The 16,770-nt window shown below is 51.7% G+C and carries 26 protein-coding genes; 3 read left to right on the top strand and 23 right to left on the bottom strand.

The genetic code is table 11. The annotated features are described in order from the left end of the window. Positions 1-25: 25 nt before the first annotated feature. From M975_RS10050 to M975_RS10000, 12 genes are all read right to left on the bottom strand, one after another. Positions 26-673 (bottom strand): phage virion morphogenesis protein, encoded by a 648-nt coding sequence (locus tag M975_RS10050; RefSeq protein ID WP_064559072.1) that lies wholly within the window; start codon positions 671-673, stop codon positions 26-28. Then, a complete protein-coding gene (locus M975_RS10045) occupies positions 648-1,085 on the bottom strand; it encodes a phage tail protein (RefSeq protein ID WP_064559071.1) in 438 nt (145 codons plus the stop codon). The genes M975_RS10050 and M975_RS10045 overlap by 26 nt, the downstream gene beginning before the upstream one ends. Next, entirely contained in the window at positions 1,048-1,293 is a 246-nt protein-coding gene (lysC, locus tag M975_RS23385) for an Rz1-like lysis system protein LysC (RefSeq protein WP_245164391.1), read from the bottom strand. Before lysC ends, M975_RS10045 begins: the two co-directional genes overlap by 38 nt. Next, complete coding sequence (lysB, locus tag M975_RS10040; protein WP_064559070.1) at positions 1,181-1,609, bottom strand: Rz-like lysis system protein LysB; 429 nt, start codon at positions 1,607-1,609, stop codon at positions 1,181-1,183. The genes lysC and lysB overlap by 113 nt, the downstream gene beginning before the upstream one ends. Then, the gene (locus M975_RS10035) at positions 1,588-2,004 is read right to left on the bottom strand and encodes a DNZ54_00345 family protein (protein ID WP_064559069.1); all 417 of its coding nucleotides are present in this window, start codon (positions 2,002-2,004) and stop codon (positions 1,588-1,590) included. The genes lysB and M975_RS10035 overlap by 22 nt, the downstream gene beginning before the upstream one ends. Next, positions 2,001-2,516 carry a lysozyme gene (locus tag M975_RS10030; protein WP_064559068.1) on the bottom strand — a complete coding sequence of 172 codons (516 nt, stop codon included), beginning with the start codon at positions 2,514-2,516 and terminating at the stop codon, positions 2,001-2,003. The genes M975_RS10035 and M975_RS10030 overlap by 4 nt, the downstream gene beginning before the upstream one ends. Further along, positions 2,497-2,712, bottom strand: coding sequence for an HP1 family phage holin (locus tag M975_RS10025; protein ID WP_064559067.1), 216 nt, complete (start codon positions 2,710-2,712; stop codon positions 2,497-2,499). Before M975_RS10025 ends, M975_RS10030 begins: the two co-directional genes overlap by 20 nt. A gap of 2 nt (positions 2,713-2,714) precedes the next feature. Continuing rightward, complete coding sequence (locus M975_RS10020; RefSeq protein WP_064559066.1) at positions 2,715-2,918, bottom strand: tail protein X; 204 nt, start codon at positions 2,916-2,918, stop codon at positions 2,715-2,717. Then, on the bottom strand, positions 2,918-3,385 hold the full coding sequence (locus M975_RS10015; protein WP_064559200.1) for a head completion/stabilization protein: 468 nt from the start codon (positions 3,383-3,385) through the stop codon (positions 2,918-2,920). Before M975_RS10015 ends, M975_RS10020 begins: the two co-directional genes overlap by 1 nt. A gap of 105 nt (positions 3,386-3,490) precedes the next feature. Next, positions 3,491-4,147, bottom strand: a complete 657-nt coding sequence (locus tag M975_RS10010) for a phage terminase small subunit (RefSeq protein WP_064559065.1) — start codon at positions 4,145-4,147, stop codon at positions 3,491-3,493. Further along, a complete protein-coding gene (locus tag M975_RS10005; RefSeq protein WP_064559064.1) occupies positions 4,147-5,190 on the bottom strand; it encodes a phage major capsid protein, P2 family in 1,044 nt (347 codons plus the stop codon). The genes M975_RS10010 and M975_RS10005 overlap by 1 nt, the downstream gene beginning before the upstream one ends. A gap of 16 nt (positions 5,191-5,206) precedes the next feature. Then, the gene (locus M975_RS10000; RefSeq protein WP_064559063.1) at positions 5,207-6,049 is read right to left on the bottom strand and encodes a GPO family capsid scaffolding protein; all 843 of its coding nucleotides are present in this window, start codon (positions 6,047-6,049) and stop codon (positions 5,207-5,209) included. Positions 6,050-6,185: 136 nt separating this feature from the next. Between M975_RS10000 and M975_RS09995 the strand changes: the two genes are divergently transcribed. From M975_RS09995 to M975_RS09985, 3 genes are read left to right on the top strand one after another with little or no spacing between them, the layout of a single operon-like run. Next, positions 6,186-7,952, top strand: coding sequence for a terminase ATPase subunit family protein (locus M975_RS09995; RefSeq protein WP_064559062.1), 1,767 nt, complete (start codon positions 6,186-6,188; stop codon positions 7,950-7,952). Beyond that, positions 7,952-8,656, top strand: coding sequence for a terminase large subunit domain-containing protein (locus M975_RS09990; protein WP_064559061.1), 705 nt, complete (start codon positions 7,952-7,954; stop codon positions 8,654-8,656). The genes M975_RS09995 and M975_RS09990 overlap by 1 nt, the downstream gene beginning before the upstream one ends. After that, positions 8,657-9,694: a phage portal protein gene (locus M975_RS09985; protein ID WP_064559060.1), complete on the top strand. Its 1,038-nt coding sequence runs from the start codon at positions 8,657-8,659 to the stop codon at positions 9,692-9,694. It begins immediately after the preceding gene. A 362-nt stretch (positions 9,695-10,056) separates the two neighbouring features. Here the strand turns inward: M975_RS09985 and M975_RS22940 are convergent, their stop codons facing one another. The 11 genes from M975_RS22940 to M975_RS09940 all read right to left on the bottom strand — a co-directional run bounded on the left by M975_RS22940 (position 10,057) and on the right by M975_RS09940 (position 16,765). After that, complete coding sequence (locus M975_RS22940; RefSeq protein ID WP_157093363.1) at positions 10,057-10,263, bottom strand: hypothetical protein; 207 nt, start codon at positions 10,261-10,263, stop codon at positions 10,057-10,059. A gap of 725 nt (positions 10,264-10,988) precedes the next feature. Continuing rightward, entirely contained in the window at positions 10,989-11,777 is a 789-nt protein-coding gene (locus M975_RS09975) for a hypothetical protein (RefSeq protein ID WP_064559058.1), read from the bottom strand. A gap of 123 nt (positions 11,778-11,900) precedes the next feature. After that, entirely contained in the window at positions 11,901-14,249 is a 2,349-nt protein-coding gene (locus M975_RS09970; protein ID WP_064559199.1) for a replication endonuclease, read from the bottom strand. A gap of 17 nt (positions 14,250-14,266) precedes the next feature. Continuing rightward, a complete protein-coding gene (locus tag M975_RS09965; protein ID WP_064559057.1) occupies positions 14,267-14,539 on the bottom strand; it encodes a DUF5405 family protein in 273 nt (90 codons plus the stop codon). Further along, positions 14,536-14,760, bottom strand: a complete 225-nt coding sequence (locus tag M975_RS09960) for a TraR/DksA family transcriptional regulator (protein ID WP_064559056.1) — start codon at positions 14,758-14,760, stop codon at positions 14,536-14,538. Before M975_RS09960 ends, M975_RS09965 begins: the two co-directional genes overlap by 4 nt. Beyond that, positions 14,760-14,987, bottom strand: a complete 228-nt coding sequence (locus M975_RS09955) for a DUF2732 family protein (protein WP_064559055.1) — start codon at positions 14,985-14,987, stop codon at positions 14,760-14,762. Before M975_RS09955 ends, M975_RS09960 begins: the two co-directional genes overlap by 1 nt. A 104-nt stretch (positions 14,988-15,091) precedes the next feature. Then, positions 15,092-15,241 carry a DUF3927 family protein gene (locus M975_RS22935; protein WP_157093362.1) on the bottom strand — a complete coding sequence of 50 codons (150 nt, stop codon included), beginning with the start codon at positions 15,239-15,241 and terminating at the stop codon, positions 15,092-15,094. Further along, positions 15,241-15,669 (bottom strand): tellurite resistance TerB family protein, encoded by a 429-nt coding sequence (locus M975_RS09950; RefSeq protein WP_064559054.1) that lies wholly within the window; start codon positions 15,667-15,669, stop codon positions 15,241-15,243. Before M975_RS09950 ends, M975_RS22935 begins: the two co-directional genes overlap by 1 nt. A 58-nt stretch (positions 15,670-15,727) precedes the next feature. Beyond that, on the bottom strand, positions 15,728-16,084 hold the full coding sequence (locus tag M975_RS09945; RefSeq protein WP_064559053.1) for a DUF5347 family protein: 357 nt from the start codon (positions 16,082-16,084) through the stop codon (positions 15,728-15,730). After that, positions 16,048-16,248: a phage filamentation protein Fil family protein gene (locus tag M975_RS22350; protein ID WP_074388359.1), complete on the bottom strand. Its 201-nt coding sequence runs from the start codon at positions 16,246-16,248 to the stop codon at positions 16,048-16,050. The genes M975_RS09945 and M975_RS22350 overlap by 37 nt, the downstream gene beginning before the upstream one ends. A gap of 7 nt (positions 16,249-16,255) precedes the next feature. Beyond that, positions 16,256-16,765: a phage regulatory CII family protein gene (locus M975_RS09940; RefSeq protein ID WP_064559052.1), complete on the bottom strand. Its 510-nt coding sequence runs from the start codon at positions 16,763-16,765 to the stop codon at positions 16,256-16,258. Between the last annotated feature and the right edge of the window lie 5 nt (positions 16,766-16,770).

Here is a 16,770-nt window from a genome sequence, read left to right as displayed (position 1 = left end):
CAGTAGGGTTTAACATGCCTTCGGGCTAGATTTTTGTCAGCCAGGAAACTATCTGGTACTCAATGTGCTGCATGTCAGTCGGTGTGAATCCCAGTAACTGGCGGGCCGGATACTGCACTTCCACATTCGGGCGAATGCGGTCTTTCAGTCCGTACTGGTGAACCTGCGCGATGCGCTGCACCTGTGGGGCAAAGTAAACAGCGGCACCGTCAGTGGTGGCTTTCGCAAGCATGTAACGACTGGACCCCAGTTTTTTAAACATCCGGGTCTGCTTGCTCTTCACCCGTGAACGGATACGGTTTTTCTTCACTTCAATAAAGCGCTGAATATCCCGTTTGTAGAATGAGCGTACCGCGCTGCGCTCAATATCAAACCCTGTCACCATGTCACCGTGGCGGCCCTTGCGGAACTGCCAGTTTTTCAGGTTGCGCAGCTCACCACGCCAGAGAAACTTCATCCCATTCTGGACGGTAATAAAACGGGCTTTACGTTTCGTAAACGGGCTGCCGTCCGGGTTCTTCTGGGCGGCAATGCGTTTTAACTGGGTACGGCGTAAATCGCGGGCGATTTCCTGAGAGAGCTTGCGACGGCTGCGCCCGGAGAGTTTTTCCAGCAGGGCGACCAGCTCGCGGTCAACATTCAGGGCATCATTTTGAAGTGAGCCAGTAATCATCACGCAGCTCCGGGTTTTCAGGTTCAGGAACGGCCTCGACCACCATATTTTCACCGGAAGGGGTCATCACAACTCGCTCCGTCAGCCGCAGGTCAATGCTGATATCACACGTGGTGTGGTTGATGATCACAGCTTCAAACGTAAAACCGTTATTGCGTAAATCAGGGTTGGCCATAATGTCCGGCTGGTTCTCATGCACCCAGGCAAGCAATGCCGCCATCAGCAGGTTCTGGTCACCGGAAAACTCCGTCACCATCACATTCAGCGTGTAGCGATATTCCCACGACAGGGATGGGGCCAGCGTGCTGACCACGCTTCCATCATCAACAAAAATGTGCAGGGAATCGGGGTTTTCACGCAAATGGCTACTGGCTTCAGTCAGTGCGCGACGCAGGGAATCGGGCTTTTTCATGCTGCTGCTCCTGACAGTCCACAATCATATCCACGCGGGCGGCACACTGCGCCCAGGCATCCTCAGCGGTGTTTTTTGCCGCCAGTAAATCACCATTAGTCATCGGTTGGCTGGCTGGCAGAGTGCAGCGCGTCACTGCCGGACAGGTAAGTGTGATAACCCTCACTTCCGGTAATGGGCGGGCGCTGTTGCAACCGGATAACAGCATCAGGCAAAAGAGTATCAGCCCAGTTTTTAACTTCAGCGTTTTCATGCGTCAGTTCCTTAAATCGCTGGTCACGACCGGCAGCGCCAGCCGCCAGCTGCGCGTTACGTTGTTGTAGCCCGAGTTGCAGAGCGTCATTAGCACGACCCATCAGGTCAACGGCCAGCAGTTGGCTGTTCTTATCGGACAGCTGGCTATTGAGCGTGCCGATGGTCTTAGCCTGCTTATCCAGAGAGTCAGTGGACTTGTCGAGCCGCCAGCCCAGAAAGGCTGACAGCGCAAGTGCAACCACGAAACCTATGCTGATGGCGCGGGACATGACGTGCGACCTGTGAACATAAGTAAAAGAGAGCGCAAAAAGCGGAAACTTAACAATGAACCCAGATAACACAGTGCCACGGTCAGCATTCCTGCATTAAGCAGACATGCCGTCATCACTGCCGTTGTGATCACAAAGCGGAACTGGCGACGCAGCCGGATGCGAATAGCAAGACCGAAAGCCCTGCGGGTTAGGTCTGCAATACCTGATTTACCGTCTTTAACCCATGCACACTGGCCAACAATTCCGGCACACATCAGCATCGTACTGACCACAATGCCGAACCATGCCCAGATGGCCACAACGTTCGTTGCTACGCTCTGCGGATAAACAAAGGCCAGCGCAATCATGACCAGTAACGAAATATCAAAAATCCACTTAAAAGCTGTCTTCATTTTCCTGCCCCTTTTAAACACCAGGCCATTTCCCGCGCGCGGCGGTTCTCAAGCCCGGTACTGATTACACCGTTAACATAAATCCAGCGTGGTAACTGATGACATGCCTGCCACCACTGCTGGCGATTGATAAATGACACCATCATTGAGCTGCAGATTGCGCCAGTTCCTGCGTTAAAGCCGAGACTCACCAGCGCGTCGTAAACATTCTGTGGCGGCATAACCGTCAGACAGGCTGCGAGGCGTTTCTCTACCATCAACACATCACTGACCAGGTTGCTGGCCGCCTGTTGCTCGGTGATGGTTTTGCCCAGCTTCACTCCAGCTGTATGCCCGATGCCGCTGGTCCAGACTCCGGCGCTGCACTGGTATGGCGTCAGGCGGCACCCCTCAAAATCGGCAATCAGCGCCAGTCCCTGTGGCGAGGTGTGCAGCTTCGGGTAATCCGGCACTAAAGCTGCCAGCGCCAGCACCACACCCACCAGGCAGCGTTTAACGATTTGCGCGCTCATAGACCTCCTGACTGATTTTGCCGCCTGCCAGTAACTGGAAGGTTTTGCGGCGGTAGTACCAGCTGACCGCAAACATACCTGCACCGAGCGCCATACCGACTGCGGCCGCCGCATCCTGAATGGACCAGCCACCCAGCCAGGCAAGAAATACCGCAATCCAGTACACAATAAAGGCCGTGACTTTTTCAATTGTCATGGTCAGTCCCATAGCTGTACGGTCTGGGTGGTGGCAGCCGGTACGATATCCGGCAATTCCACCTCCAGCCCGTGGGGTAAAACAGGGCCGATATCAGCCAGCCCCGGATTCGCAGCCAGTACGCGCTCGGTCATGCCCTGCGTGCGGCCATAATGTCGCCAGCAAAGACCGTCCACCGTGTCGTACTGCTGCGCCCGCACTTTCATCAGATAAGCTCCACAATCATTCGCGGTTTATCCTGCAAACGACTGAGCGACCAGTTCACATCACGCCACAGGTCATCTACTGTCGTGACCATCTCATCCGCTTTTTTGTTACCACTGGCCGTGGCGTCAAAATCACGATAACGCTCGGTCAGTGTGGCTTTGGTCCAGCACCAGACGGCGCGACGGTAGAGCTGCAAACGCTGGCTTTCGCCGTCGATCACATCAGCCGGAACATCCGCAAGCGAGGCATAACCGGCAATCATCTGTCGCTGTTTAAAGTCGAATAGCTCGGCGTTCACTTCGGAAATCGCGGTGAGAACGGCCTGCCGCAGTCTGGCTGGGGTCACGGTGCCATCGGTGCGCATTTCTGCCCGAAACTCGGAGATATCAAGGTCAGGCCAGAACGGGTTATTGGTGATAATGTCCTTCGCGCCGTCCGGCACCGGTTCGGGTGCGATGAATTTCATTGGCTGCTGCATCTATTTCACCTTATTAGTCGGGCGGTGGACGGGGTTTTGATGCGGCATTTGCCTGTCGCCACCCCGTGCCGCCCCGCGCGTGGGCACGTTCTGTCAGCCATTGCTGGCTTTACGCAACTGGGTCCCCAGTCGCTCAATGTCTTTTTTCACACCGCAACGGCTATCCAGCTCCAGCGCACGGTTCAGGTGATTCACTGAAGCCGCCAGCTGGCCGTTTTCACGCAGTGCATAACCAATCGCTTTGTGCAAACGGGCGCGGGACTGGTCAGGCATATCGTGCGCATCGACCAGCTCAAGTGCCTGGGTCAGCAGTGCGGCACTGAATGGCTGCTTAGCGGTAAATGCACGCTGTGCGGCATCGGCAAATTCTTCAGCAATTGCCGTTGCCGTGGTGCGGTTGTAACGAACGGGCAGCACCCAGCCGTATTTCAGCGCATGGCGGCCAATTTCGAGGGCACCGTGATAGTCACCGGCATCAATACGCCAGACGAGAATGTGCATCACTACATCATCCTGACGGGAGCCGTCACCGGTCAGAATGCCGGTCACCCAGGGTTCGTATTTCGGCAGAAGCGTGCGTTTAAGTTCGGCTTTCTTTTCAGTGGACTGCACGCCTTTCAGTCGGCGCAAATCTTCCGAAAGCTGCATTAACATCTGGTCAGAGCCGCTGAGAGTTTGCTGATGACTGCCCTCACGGGCAGTCAGTTCAGCTTCAACCCGCAGGCGGTGTGCGCGGGCGGGGCTGCTCATTACGCTTTGCTCCAGTCTTCTTTCACCATGATGTTTTCAATCAGGCAGGCACCGCGCAGGTCTTCAATGACATAGGCTTCATTGACGGACTCAAAGTTTTCAACCCGATCACGCTTAGGATTGTCGGTCACCTGGCGGCGGCGACTGTCTTCCTGCCAGTAGATGGACAGGTTATCCAGACGGGTGATTAACAAAGTGCCTGCCGGGAAGTAAGGGGCGCGTACTGCTGGTAGATTGCCGATGCGTTTCTGGCTGATAATTAAATCAGCGGCCAGCGCTTCGGTATTGGCCTGGTCTTTGTTCACAAGCGGGAAATATTTATCCGCAAGCATATCGCGACCACAGACCACGACCAGACCGTCATCATCCTGATAAACCTCATCAATCAGGTTGTTGGTCGCATCCATCACCAGTGCATCCAGGTTCACGTAATCCCCTTTCAGGCCCACATGAATTTCATTGCGGTCCGTACCGGCATTCGTGATTTTACTCATCACGCGAGTTGGCGCATTGGTGCGGATGTTCTGCAACCAACCGATATTCACGTCCTGAAGTTTGGGATTAGTGCTGCGGTTTGAGGTGGCGGCGCGACTGGTGCCGTTGAAACCGATCATAAGGCGGTCCAGCGCCTGACGTTTCACGATGGCGTTACGGATACGGGTCTGGAAGTCCTGGAACTTTGCCCACATATCAATCTTGGCGTAGGGAAGCGCGGTATCAAAGTTGGTCTGGGTGCACTTATAAGGCACGCCGTTCAGGTCTGTCGGGTCGGTACATTCACGGTCTTTGGTTGTGGTATCGGTCGTACCCGCAACAGATGTACCCACACCGAGGCCCAGCGGCTGGCCTGATTGTTCTGGCACCGGCACGATGTTAACCATCGTCAGAAACGCCGCAGAGTTCTGGATCAAGTCTTCCAGCGTCTGTGCTACCGATGGCGTCACAGAAAACTTCGTGGCAGTGACATCATCCACAGAAACTTCATTAAGTTTCGCCACCTGCGTCAGATAGGCATTGTATTGAAAGCGTGTGTGTTTTTTCATTTGTGCAGATGCTCCATCAGCAGTTGGTCAGTTCTTGCGATTCCTGGTTGCCACCAGTAGCGAATTTGCGGCGGTCCGTGCGGTTGTCCTGGGTGGACAGCTCCTGACGCAGGGTGGCCAGTTCGTCCTGGGTTGCGGTCAGTTGTTCTTCCAGCGTTTTCACCTGGTCACTGAATCCGGTAATGGCCGTTTCCTGCTTATCCACTTTTCCGGACAGGTTCTGGTGCTCTTCAGCCACCAGACCGACAGCCTTATGCACGTCACCAAAGCGGGCATCATCCGTAGTCTGCTTTCCTGCAAACAGTTCTTTAATGACAGAGAAAAGAGACGGTTTTGGGTCGGCAATGTCTTCGAATTCCAGCAGGGTTTCTTCTGCGGCAGAAAACAGGTTGTCAGGGGAGAGCTTGCGGGAGGCCAGCGGGTTACGGCTTGCACCTGCGCTGAATTGCAGAATTTCGGTACCGAGACTTGCCGGATCATCCGTCACGGCCAGACCAACCAGATAGGCTTCGCCGGTGTCCGCAAATTCGGGGTTCACTTCCATGGAGGTGAACAGCTTCTGCATCTTCGCGGTCATGGCCACAAGGTCATCGGTCGGGGTGATAGTAGCGTACAGCGCCATTTTGCCCGCCAGTGCACCATCAGCGATTTCAACGGCTTCCAGCTTGTCCACAATGCCGTAGCGACGGAACGGGCTGTCAGCGGTATAGCCTTTGATGTGCTCCATGTTAATCGTGGCGGTGTACGTTGCCGGGTCATAATTCGCTGCCATCTGTGTCAGCCAGCTGCGTTCAATCTTGCGCCCGTCAGTGGTGGCACCTTCAACACCAATGCGGAAACGCTTTGCTTTCTTTGCCATTGTCCAGGCTCCGGTTTGTCGTCAGAGCCTTTATGTTTGCGGTCAGCGAGAATTGAAACAATGCGGGGCTGTTGTGGTGTGGATGGCACAACGGGGCAATGCGGAAAGAGAGTGATTCGGGCCGTAGTCTGACGGCATGACAACGACAACTGTTAACACGGACCTCGACCCCCGCCGTCAGGCTATGTTCCTGTACTTTCAGGGGTTACGAATCGCCCGCATTGCTGAAATGCTGGGAGAGAAGCCTGCAACCGTACACAGCTGGAAGAAGCGCGACAAGTGGGGAAGCTATGGACCGCTTGAACAGATGCAGCTCACCACGGCGGCGCGTTACTGTCAGCTGATTATGAACCCTGCCAAAGAGGGGCGGGATTTTAAAGAAATCGACCTGCTGGCCCGCCAGTCAGAACGCCATGCCCGTATCGGTAAATTCAACAATGGCGGCAATGAAGCCGACCTGAACCCGAACGTGGCCAACCGCAACAAAGGCGACCGCAAACCACCGGAAAAGAACGTCTTCAGTGATGAGCAAATCGAAAAGCTCCAGGAGATTTTCCACGATTCGCTGTTTGGTTATCAGCGCAACTGGTGGGATGCCGGGAATAAACACCGAATCCGCAACGTGCTTAAATCTCGCCAGATTGGGGCGACGTTCTACTTTGCCCGCGAGGCGCTACTGGATGCGCTGACCACTGGCCGCAACCAGATTTTCCTGTCAGCCAGTAAAGCCCAGGCGCACGTTTTCAAACAGTACATTCTGGAGTTTGCCCGCGAGGTGGAAGTGGAGCTGAAAGGCGACCCGATGACACTGAGCAACGGGGCCTGCCTGTATTTCCTCGGTACCAACGCCCGCACCGCGCAGAGCTATCACGGCAATCTGTATCTGGATGAATATTTTTGGATACCGAAATTCCAGGAGCTGCGCAAAGTCGCATCGGGTATGGCGCTGCACAAAAAGTGGCGTCAGACCTATTTCTCAACACCCTCCAGCCTGACTCACAGCGCTTACCCGTTCTGGTCCGGGGCGCTCTATAACCGGGGCCGTGCCAAAACTGACCGGGTGGATATCGACCTGACCCACACGCATTTAGCGCGTGGCGTCATTTGCCCGGATGGTCAGTATCGCCAGATTGTCACCGTGGAAGATGCAGTCAACGGTGGCTGTAATCTGTTTGACCTCGACCAGCTGCGCCTTGAATACAGCCCGGATGAATACCAGAACCTGCTGATGTGTGACTTTATCGACGACCTTGCATCGATATTCCCGCTCGCTGATTTACAGTCCTGCATGGTGGACAGCTGGGAAGTGTGGGACGACTTCGAACCGCTGATGTTGCGTCCGTTTGGCTGGCGTCCGGTGTGGATTGGATACGATCCGGCAAAGGGCGCACAAGGTGGCGACAGTGCAGGTTGTGTGGTGATTGCGCCACCGATTGTTGAAGGTGGCAAGTTCCGCATTCTGGAGCGTCACCAGTGGAAGGGCATGGACTTTGCTGCCCAGGCCAATGCCATTGAGAACCTGACCAAACAATACAACGTGACCTACATCGGTATCGACTCTACCGGCGTCGGTCATGGTGTTTATCAGGCCGTGAAAAAATTCTTCCCAGCGACACGCGAGTTTGTCTACAACCCGAATGTGAAAAACGCCCTGGTGCTGAAAGCCTACGACATTATCAGCCACCGCCGCCTGGAATTTGACGCAGGCCACACCGACATAGCCCAGAGTTTTATGGCCATTCGCCGTTCTACCACCGCCAGCGGTAACCGCCCGACCTATGAAGCCAGCCGCAGTGAAGAAGCCAGTCACGCCGATTTAGCGTGGGCAACCATGCACGCCTTATTTAACGAACCGCTGGAAGGTATCAACGCCAGCAATACCAATATTGTGGAGATTTTCTGATGCATAAAATCAACCTTGGCGATAACGCTGTTCGCAACCTGAATCAGTTGTTTATTGATACTGCCTTTAATTATCAGCGTGAATGGTTCAAACAGGGTTGCCGCACCCGGCATCTGACGAAAACCCGCGTATGTGGCGCTGACTGGCTTTTCTCGCTTGAGGCATTACTGGATGCACTGCATACCGGACGTGACCAGATTTTCCTGGCTGATGATGTGGGAACACTGGACAACGCTCACCACTATTTCGCTGGTTCCCTTGGACTGGATGGATTTGAAGGAACGCGCGAAAGCTTTATTGAAGATAAAGCCACCGTTTATCGCATATCCAATGGCGCACAAATTTCGTTTTTGATGGTTGATGCATTGATGGCGGCATACAGCGGAAATGTCTATGTCCCGGAATATGCCTGGGCTAATAACCCGGCACTGCTGATGAAGATGGCCAGCAGCCTGGCGTGTCATAAACATCACCGCCAGACTTACTACACCACGCCATCGCGCTCTTTTGCTGCATGGCAGGCTTATCAAAAAATCACAGCACCGAAACCGGACACCTGGAGCGGAGTTATCACTATTGAAGACCTGCTCAATTCAGACTGCACGCTGTACACAAAAGAGCGGGTTGATTCCATTCGCAGCTCAATGCAGCCAGATCATTTCGAAATGGCGTATATGTGCCAGTGGCAACCGGCGGTAGCATAAATGAGTAAGCGCAAAACCAACAAGGCACAACAGCTGCGCACCCAGCCCGAACAGGCGCAAGCGCACGCCGAAGCGTTTTCTTTTGGTGACCCGATCCCCGTTCTGGACCGCCGTGAATTGATGGACTATCTGGAATGCGTGCAGATGGACCGCTGGTTTGAGCCACCGATAAGCTTTGACGGGCTGGCCCGTTCGTTTCGCTCGGCGGTTCACCACAGTTCGCCGGTCTTTGTGAAGCGCAACATCCTGACCAGCACGTTTATCCCACACCCACTGTTAAGCCAGCAGAAATTCAGCCGCTTTGTGCAGGATTTTCTGGTGTTCGGTAATGCTTATCTGGAACGGCGCGTCAGTCGCCTGGGGAAAACGCTGTCACTTGAACCCACGCTGGCCAAGTACACACGCCGCGGTATCGACTTCGACACCTATTGGTTTGTTCAGTATGGCTACACCACGGAACCGTACCAGTTTGAAACGGGGAATGTGTTCCACCTGATGGAACCGGATTTAAACCAGGAGGTTTACGGCCTGCCGGAATATCTGAGCGCCATTCCCTCTATGCTGTTGAATGAGTCAGCCACGCTGTTTCGCCGCAAGTTCTACCTGAATGGCAGCCATGCTGGCTTCATCATGTATATGAGCGACCCGGCACAAAACCAGTCGGATGTAGACAACATCCGTGAAGCGCTGCGCAAATCGAAAGGTCCTGGTAACTTCCGCAACCTGTTTATGTACAGCCCAAACGGAAAGAAGGACGGCATCCAGATAATTCCGCTGTCAGAAGTGGCGGCAAAGGATGAGTTTCTGAACATCAAGAACGTCAGCCGCGATGACATGCTGGCCGTTCACCGTGTACCACCGCAGATGATGGGCATCATTCCGCAGAACGCTGGCGGGTTTGGTGATGTAGGTAAAGCCAGCACCGTCTTTGTGCGCAATGAACTGACCCCATTACAGAACCGCATGATGGAACTGAATGACTGGCTGGGTGAGGAGGTGATCCGCTTCGCCCCTTACAGCCTGGATATGCCAGCCTGATAGCAAATCTCCTGCGACTTCCTGACCATAGCCGCCACTCGGGCGGTTTTTTTACGCCATAACCCAACCAGAAAGCCACAGCAGCACGCTGTGCGCACGTTGCCACACTCACACCTTTGCGCATGTGCACACGCGACGACGCGCCAGCGTGCCGCTGCGGCGGCATGCGTGGACCTTGCGAGGGCTTCAACCCACCCCAAACCCCGCCGCGCGCAATGGTAGCCCCGCCACGCCTGCCCGCTTCGTGTAATAGTTTTCATGCAGGTGCCCGATATAAGCAAAAGCCCGCCAATACTGGCGGGCCGGAGTGATTGCGATCCTTTTGCGATCATGCGATTTCATGCAGCATAGACATGCAGTGTTTAGGTAACATCAGCAGGGGGAGGGGAATCATGATATGCATTGTCTATTTTGGACAATTTCTCCTGCCTGAAATAAGCCTCAATGATATTTCTGATGACTTCCAGAGCCAGTTCTTTTTGTTCTGGTTTATCTCTCAAAAGCAAAGAACTATCGGCTACATACATAATGCGTTCCAAATGCCGATGCGCATAATCACCATCAACCACAAATCCCCCTTTGCACACTTGGTGCTACTCAACTGCCAACGTTACCGGGACCCAGAATCCCACAAAACAAAGCCATCACGGCTTGCATAACCCACTGTAGCAAACTCGTTCAGTTTGTTAATGGGGTAAAACTCATCAAAATTCAGGAGCACTTTGCGCTGCTAAGATGTGATTAAATAGCACAGTTTAACTGTATGTATAAACAGTGTTATTTTGTTTTCCCAAGTATGCACAAAAACTATGTATCTATGCAAGGCTATTTATCTGGCTGATTTGAATAATCTTTTATGTTACATGCGATTAAAATTTGATCGTTTTTTCTAACGGGCACCAGATGACAAAAATGTCGCCCTTATCTATATGAATGGCGGCGCTTCGTCACTTTGTGTCACCCACTGACATACCCAACGGTGGATGTAAACAGAACTTACACGAAGCCTGCGCTGAAAGCAGGTTGAAAATTTGTTGTAGTTCTGTCCTTGCGAATTAATCACTTTCAGTGATCAATTCGATTGTTTTGATCGGTGAAATCGATCATGCATTAATTAATGGTGAGTATAAAAAAGCCGCTAGTTAGGCGGCTATATTCGGTGGGTATCACGTTGGCCTAAGCCATTCTTAAAAACGCAGGTCGTATGGGCTTAGGCACTGACTAACCTGTAATGAGCCTGACTTGAAACTATAGCGAGATTGAGGTTTCTCGTGTTGGGGAAATGGCTTGCTTCTTATACTTCTAATTCATAAATCGAATCATTGGCAGCAACATGGCTGGAACTGATTGCAATACCTATCATGCAATTTTCCACGCTGCACCCGATCCACTTCCGCCAATGTATTCCATCAAAGGAAAATTTAAGCTCATCTTTATTCCCGATAAATCTTACGCCTTCAAAGAGCATATCAATTCTTTCGATTACAATTCCCTTTGGGCTGTTTAATCTCAGCACCAAAGTTATCTGTCGAGGTGCACTTCGTATTGTTATCCTGGGTCCTTCGCAATCTACATCCCAATAATCTGCGTCTACCGACCATTCATTCTCTGTTATGTAGAGAGTTTCCCGCCCCACAGAGTCACAAAATATTCCAGATAGCATTACAGGGGAGTCACCTCCGAGTGATGGCTCAACAGATAAAATCGGGCGTTCATTTACAACTATTAAATGTTTGCAGTTATAAAAAGTTACCCCAGCGAAAACTATTTCAATAGGGTCACTGTGGAAATCAAACATTTCACTGGCAAATCCTCGCTCTAAACATTTGGGATTAGCATTAGCTAAAGCAACAGAGTGTGCAGATAATCGGCCTCTAGCACGCTTTTGATTACACTGCGAACACAATAATGTCATACCCTTTGGGTCATGTTCGGTCGCGTCAACATAATCTGGAGCGAAATGCTCATATTCATAAAAAGCGAATCCACAAATAACACACCCAAATCCGCATCGTTGTCTGACTTCACGTTTTACATCAGCTGGCACAGACCTTGAAAGCCCATGCCTGTTAGTTTTATTCATTTTTTCTGGTCGAAATAGAAAGTTCGTACACCAGTTTATACATTGGTTTGTTTTCGTCGTGTACTGATAATTAGATTACGTATGGTGTGTAAGCAGTTGTTGATGATTTACAAATGAAAATCCCTAGATGTCATACCACTGTCGCCATTTGTCATCCTCCTGCAGGCGCTGGTTTTTATAGAAAAGTCGCATGCCTGCACCTGACGGGATGCTTCCACCCCGCAGAAGTAAATCTGTCTCTTGTTCATTGCCTTCATAGCCTCTTATCCTCAGTTCTGCCTCAAGCTGGCCGCGCTGATGGTCAGTAATTTCCTGCTTATATCCCTGTCGCCGTTTCGGCCTGACCGTTTTCAGCCTGGCATTCAGCGCCCGCAGTTCTTTTTTGCTCATGCTCTGGAAGTCTGGCGGCGCTTCCGGTTCATGCTCACCAGGCGAATCACCCTCTGATTGGTTTATTTTTTCAACAAGGGGACAGTTATTGCCACGAGTCCAAGGGGCGACGGGGTCGCCCTGGTCGGCTGTCGCCTCCTGAACGTCAACGGCCTTACGAACCTTTTTCCACTTCACTGCATGCGTGCAGACCCGCCCAGCTGTTAATGGGGACCAGATGCCATAAATACGAATTCCATGGTCACCATAGGTGCCTGGCTCGTCATTGAGTTCATACGCGGTCCGGATCAGATGGAGTTTGCGTGGAACCAGCACGCCGCCTTGCTTCGTGATGTAGGAAGCAAAACAACCGGCATCAGCTGCGGCCAGAACGGCATCAAGGCGTGAATCTTCCAACACCTGAGCACAGGCTTTCTTATCGCTGCTTGCTCTTGCCGCCTGACTGGCCAGTAAACGTAGCTCGCGATAAGCCTGACGGCCTGGAATACCAAAGAAACGGAACTGCTGAACACGGTGGAGTGATGCCCAGGCGTTTACGTGCTCGGCGCTATCCCGTAATGATTTGCCCGTTTCCTTGCTGACTTCATTACTCAGGCCACGCCCATCGATGTTTTTACTGATGTATTTAGCGATGTAGCTGGTCGGCGTGCCTTTGCGTGGGTTAATCAGTTCAGATTTAAAACGCGGGCCAGTGTTGTTACCCAGCTCGGCGCGGTCTTCACGGATAGCAAATTTCCGCAGCAGTGCAGTAATTTTTCGACGGTCTTTTTTGCGCATAAAACACAACAGGTGCCAGTGCACCGTACCGTCATGATGAGGTTCAGCGACACGCATGCCATACCAACGTAAACCCGCTTTGTGCATAGCCTTGCGGAAAGCAGCAAACATCCCGACCAAGTAATCACTGCTCTGGCGTACCGTTTCATGAGTCCACTTCGGATTCGGTCTGCCGTTGTTCAGGGTGGAATGGAAACGTGACGGAGTGGTGATGGTATAAAACACGGCACAGTCACCGCGCATTTCAGCAATCAGTTCAAGCCCCTTCAGACACGCCATCATTTCATTGCGACGGTGTGCAGGATTGCTGTTGCTGGAATTCACCACATCTTCCATATCGAGTGTGTCGCCGTTCTCATTAACCAGTTCATGAGAACGGAAGAACTCCAGTGATTTCCTGCGCTGTTCGCGTTTGTGGATCACCGCTTCATAACTGACATAAGGGGATGATTTTTTGCTGACAAGACACACGGCGCGTAATTGTTCTTCGCGCCATTCGCAGCGAATCTGCCACATTTTGCGGAACCACCAGTCAGCACAGCGCATACGGGCCAGTGAGCCTGGAATCAAATCGTAAGGCACGGGTTTGCGGCGGCGTTTCTTTCTGACCAGCCTGTCAAAAGCTGGAGGGATAACATCCAGACGCATGGCCTCAGATGCCACCCGCTCCCAGATGCGGCGAATTTCCTCTGGGGAAACCTCATCACTTACCAGCATGGTGGTGCAGGCTTCATCAAGGCAAATATCAATATGGGAAGCAATCAGCGTGCATAGGCGCTTAACCTGATCCTGATTCATGCCAGGCAATTCAAGTAATCCATCCAGACCGTTACAACCGGCCATCAAGCGGTAAGAAACAGACATCTGGCTTTCACGCATACGCATAAGACGCAAAAGACAGGGCTTAATAGTTTCCCGCAAGTAACGGGAATAGGCTTTTGGTCTGTCCAGACCACGGAAATAATCAATCCGCTGTAATAGTGGCTTGCTGATGTATGAAGGTTCAGCGCGGACGTTTTCGACAATGGCTAAATCAGGGTCAATTCGGTGTTGTTCGTGGGCAAGGCTGGCACGACTGAGTAACGCCTCATTGTGGCAATGGCGGTCCCAAATCTTATCGCTCAGTTTTTCAAGGAGCAGCGTTTCATGTTGTTTGTCTGCCTGGTACAAAGCGATCAGATTTGAAAGCGGGGAATCTTTGCGAGCTTCAACGTCATCACTGTACGGATTGAGTGCCTTTTTCGGTCCATTCCATACAAAAGCCTCGGCGGCTTCATCAGAGCCGCCGTGGTTAGTAGCATTCATATCAAACTTATCGGCAATCACCGTTGCGCCTCAAATGCGGCGGCGCACTGCTGCCCAACTCGCTCAATTTCAGCGGACATCGCTTCCAGTGAGGAAATGACTGAATTTTCAATGTGATTACGTATCAGGGCAGAAATAAGCTGGTTAATCTTCGGGTAATATCCAATAACGTCCAGATACTCGACACCTTCACGGCTTCCCGCTTTACCAACCTTTTTTTCATTCAGAATGAATTGATACTGGTCACTGGTGATGACCCACTTGACACCGACTTTAATGTGAATACTCATACAGCCCCCTTGTAATGCTGGCTTTTCAGTTCATGGATTTCCTGACAGGTCACACAAAGTTCAACACCCGGAACAGCTGCACGGCGTGCTTCCGGGATAGGTGCACCACATGACTCACAGTAAAAAGAGGAAACCGCAGGTTTGCGGGCCAGGGCTTTTTGAATATTGCGCTGGCGTTCTTCTTCCACGCGCAGCTGTACCTGATCCATTGAGTCAGCCATTAGTGCAGCTCCTTAGATTCATTTGCATAACGAACAGCTTCACCGCGCAGCAATTCAGCCGCTTCAACCGCAGTCATTTCTTTATTGAGAATGTGAACGGCAAGCGCTTCCATTCGAATTGATGTGGCAAGCGCAATATCTTTCCGATATTCGCTTTTGGCCTTATTCAGCAATGAAACCAATGCGCTTTGGTCAGTTTCAAAATTGCGCTTTTCGATATTTTGCATATTCCTATCTCCTGAATTTGGGCAAAAGAATGCCCGTCGTGTTGACGCCATTTAATTTCGGGTTAATTACTCAGATATGGCCCGCCATAAGCGGGCCGGTGATATCAGGACTTTTTAAACATTGGCATTGCCACTGCAATGACCCCGGCAACCAGAACGCCATCGGCCAGCATCGACATCAGGCGGCCAGTAAAGTCCACAGCGACGACCAGAAACAGCAGGACGCCAATTGCCAGCCAGCGCATTTTGTCCATCAAAGATACTGGTCCAGTGGCAACTGCAATGCCTGGGCGATTTTCTTGAGCGCGGCTTCTTCTTCAGCGCCAACACCGTCGTTATCTGCAATATCAATACACAGACACAACACATCAACTGCGTCAGGTGTTCCAGCAACATCAGCCAGTTCACGGATGGCCTGAGCGTTAGCGCTACGTGGCGATGCTTCGTAACGGGCGCGGATGTTACTGCTCATCTGCGCAATTTCACCGGCGAACGGTGCAAATGCTGGTAGCGCGGAAATGGTCTTTTCCAGTACCGCGATTTCTTTAGCGTCACAGGAGCCATCAGCATAAGAAATTGAGTAAGCGCCCCAGACAGTGGCCTCAACTGCATCACGGTTTTCCATTTTCTTCACTTCCTGCACTGCTTTGCGTGCTTTCTTACCAAATCCCAAAAATCCCATTTTCATTTCCTTAGTGGTGGTTAATTAATTGCCTTCACAATGCTCACCGCAATGAGCATTAGGCTGGCGTAACTAATAACGGCACGGCTAATTGCTTCGGAAATAAACTCACAGCTGCTTTTATTTGAATCATTGCCTTTACCAGCTCCTTAATTTCATCATCTGTCAGTTCGTCAATATTGATGTTGTGACGTTTGGCCGGAATATTCGCCATAAAGAAAATTGCCGCCAGTGCGCGGGTATTCTGTTCATGGTTTTTGTCCCGTGGGTTCCGCATATCAGAAATAAAGCGTTCCAGTTCTGGTTCAATATTCACGCCAAATACCTTTGCTCTTAACTCCGCTATATGGTTCAGCCCGTGGACACGATCACCTGGACTTAATGGAACAGCTGCCGCAGCACCTTCAATGGCCATAACGTCCTCCGTTTCTTGCGGGACAATCCACTAAGCAATTGGCTTTGTGAATTGCATGGGTGCCAGCGCTTACCATCTTCACCAACAATCCAGCCATGGCCGAAATGCATAGATGGGCTTTGCTTAACCAGCAGTGATGCAAATGAAGGTTCACGTTTCAGCATGGACACCTCAGATCAAGCCGAACGTAGCGCCGATACCTGTCATGGTATCTACCGCACTGGTCATGGCCGGGTTGGTTTTCAAACGCGCGTCAACAGACAGTGCAGCCAGAGCAAGGAAACGCATTCCCGCATTGGCACTTTCAATCAGTGAATGTTTGTGGCTTTGCGTCATTCGCTCTTTTGACATAGCGCTGCCAGCAATTTGACCCACAGAAGCAGTGGCACCCATGACATATTCAGGCAGCTTTTCCGTAACCAACTCGTTTACCGGCACACATGGCAGGCAATGAATCTGAGCCAGAAAACCATCAACCAGCGTTGCATCTTCGGTAAGGTCAGTAAGAACCATGATTTCTGGTGCTGTTAATTGGTGCGGTTGCTCCGGGTTCAGCTTGTTACGCAGTGTCTGCATATTCATACCTGCACGCTTTGCAAGTTCAGCCATGTTATGACGCTGTGCGAACTGGCGGCACGCATCATCAAAATGTGGCTGTTTAGAAATTTGGTAATCAAACATGGCTT

Source organism: Buttiauxella brennerae ATCC 51605, assembly GCF_001654925.1.
GTDB lineage: Bacteria > Pseudomonadota > Gammaproteobacteria > Enterobacterales > Enterobacteriaceae > Buttiauxella > Buttiauxella brennerae.
The sequence above is the reverse complement of the archived record's forward strand: the minus strand, read 5'-3'. Positions and strand labels throughout refer to the sequence as shown.

What these genes read in the sequence shown, in the direction of transcription:
- lysB (WP_064559070.1), bottom strand. Translation starts at nt 1,609, where the DNA reads ATGTCCCGCGCCATCAGCATAGGTTTCGTGGTTGCACTTGCGCTGTCA.
- M975_RS10030 (WP_064559068.1), bottom strand. Translation starts at nt 2,516, where the DNA reads ATGAGCGCGCAAATCGTTAAACGCTGCCTGGTGGGTGTGGTGCTGGCG.
- M975_RS10005 (WP_064559064.1), bottom strand. Translation starts at nt 5,190, where the DNA reads ATGAAAAAACACACACGCTTTCAATACAATGCCTATCTGACGCAGGTG.
- M975_RS09945 (WP_064559053.1), bottom strand. Translation starts at nt 16,084, where the DNA reads ATGGCCATTGAAGGTGCTGCGGCAGCTGTTCCATTAAGTCCAGGTGAT.
- M975_RS22350 (WP_074388359.1), bottom strand. Translation starts at nt 16,248, where the DNA reads ATGCTGAAACGTGAACCTTCATTTGCATCACTGCTGGTTAAGCAAAGC.
- M975_RS10035 (WP_064559069.1), bottom strand. Translation starts at nt 2,004, where the DNA reads ATGAAGACAGCTTTTAAGTGGATTTTTGATATTTCGTTACTGGTCATG.
- M975_RS10020 (WP_064559066.1), bottom strand. Translation starts at nt 2,918, where the DNA reads ATGAAAGTGCGGGCGCAGCAGTACGACACGGTGGACGGTCTTTGCTGG.
- M975_RS10015 (WP_064559200.1), bottom strand. Translation starts at nt 3,385, where the DNA reads ATGAAATTCATCGCACCCGAACCGGTGCCGGACGGCGCGAAGGACATT.
- M975_RS09965 (WP_064559057.1), bottom strand. Translation starts at nt 14,539, where the DNA reads ATGAGTATTCACATTAAAGTCGGTGTCAAGTGGGTCATCACCAGTGAC.
- M975_RS10000 (WP_064559063.1), bottom strand. Translation starts at nt 6,049, where the DNA reads ATGGCAAAGAAAGCAAAGCGTTTCCGCATTGGTGTTGAAGGTGCCACC.
- lysC (WP_245164391.1), bottom strand. Translation starts at nt 1,293, where the DNA reads ATGCTGTTATCCGGTTGCAACAGCGCCCGCCCATTACCGGAAGTGAGG.
- M975_RS09960 (WP_064559056.1), bottom strand. Translation starts at nt 14,760, where the DNA reads ATGGCTGACTCAATGGATCAGGTACAGCTGCGCGTGGAAGAAGAACGC.
- M975_RS09975 (WP_064559058.1), bottom strand. Translation starts at nt 11,777, where the DNA reads ATGAATAAAACTAACAGGCATGGGCTTTCAAGGTCTGTGCCAGCTGAT.
- M975_RS09955 (WP_064559055.1), bottom strand. Translation starts at nt 14,987, where the DNA reads ATGCAAAATATCGAAAAGCGCAATTTTGAAACTGACCAAAGCGCATTG.
- M975_RS10045 (WP_064559071.1), bottom strand. Translation starts at nt 1,085, where the DNA reads ATGAAAAAGCCCGATTCCCTGCGTCGCGCACTGACTGAAGCCAGTAGC.
- M975_RS22935 (WP_157093362.1), bottom strand. Translation starts at nt 15,241, where the DNA reads ATGGACAAAATGCGCTGGCTGGCAATTGGCGTCCTGCTGTTTCTGGTC.
- M975_RS09970 (WP_064559199.1), bottom strand. Translation starts at nt 14,249, where the DNA reads ATGAATGCTACTAACCACGGCGGCTCTGATGAAGCCGCCGAGGCTTTT.
- M975_RS10050 (WP_064559072.1), bottom strand. Translation starts at nt 673, where the DNA reads ATGATTACTGGCTCACTTCAAAATGATGCCCTGAATGTTGACCGCGAG.
- M975_RS10025 (WP_064559067.1), bottom strand. Translation starts at nt 2,712, where the DNA reads ATGACAATTGAAAAAGTCACGGCCTTTATTGTGTACTGGATTGCGGTA.
- M975_RS09985 (WP_064559060.1), top strand. Translation starts at nt 8,657, where the DNA reads ATGAGTAAGCGCAAAACCAACAAGGCACAACAGCTGCGCACCCAGCCC.
- M975_RS09950 (WP_064559054.1), bottom strand. Translation starts at nt 15,669, where the DNA reads ATGGGATTTTTGGGATTTGGTAAGAAAGCACGCAAAGCAGTGCAGGAA.
- M975_RS09995 (WP_064559062.1), top strand. Translation starts at nt 6,186, where the DNA reads ATGACAACGACAACTGTTAACACGGACCTCGACCCCCGCCGTCAGGCT.
- M975_RS09990 (WP_064559061.1), top strand. Translation starts at nt 7,952, where the DNA reads ATGCATAAAATCAACCTTGGCGATAACGCTGTTCGCAACCTGAATCAG.
- M975_RS09940 (WP_064559052.1), bottom strand. Translation starts at nt 16,765, where the DNA reads ATGTTTGATTACCAAATTTCTAAACAGCCACATTTTGATGATGCGTGC.
- M975_RS10010 (WP_064559065.1), bottom strand. Translation starts at nt 4,147, where the DNA reads ATGAGCAGCCCCGCCCGCGCACACCGCCTGCGGGTTGAAGCTGAACTG.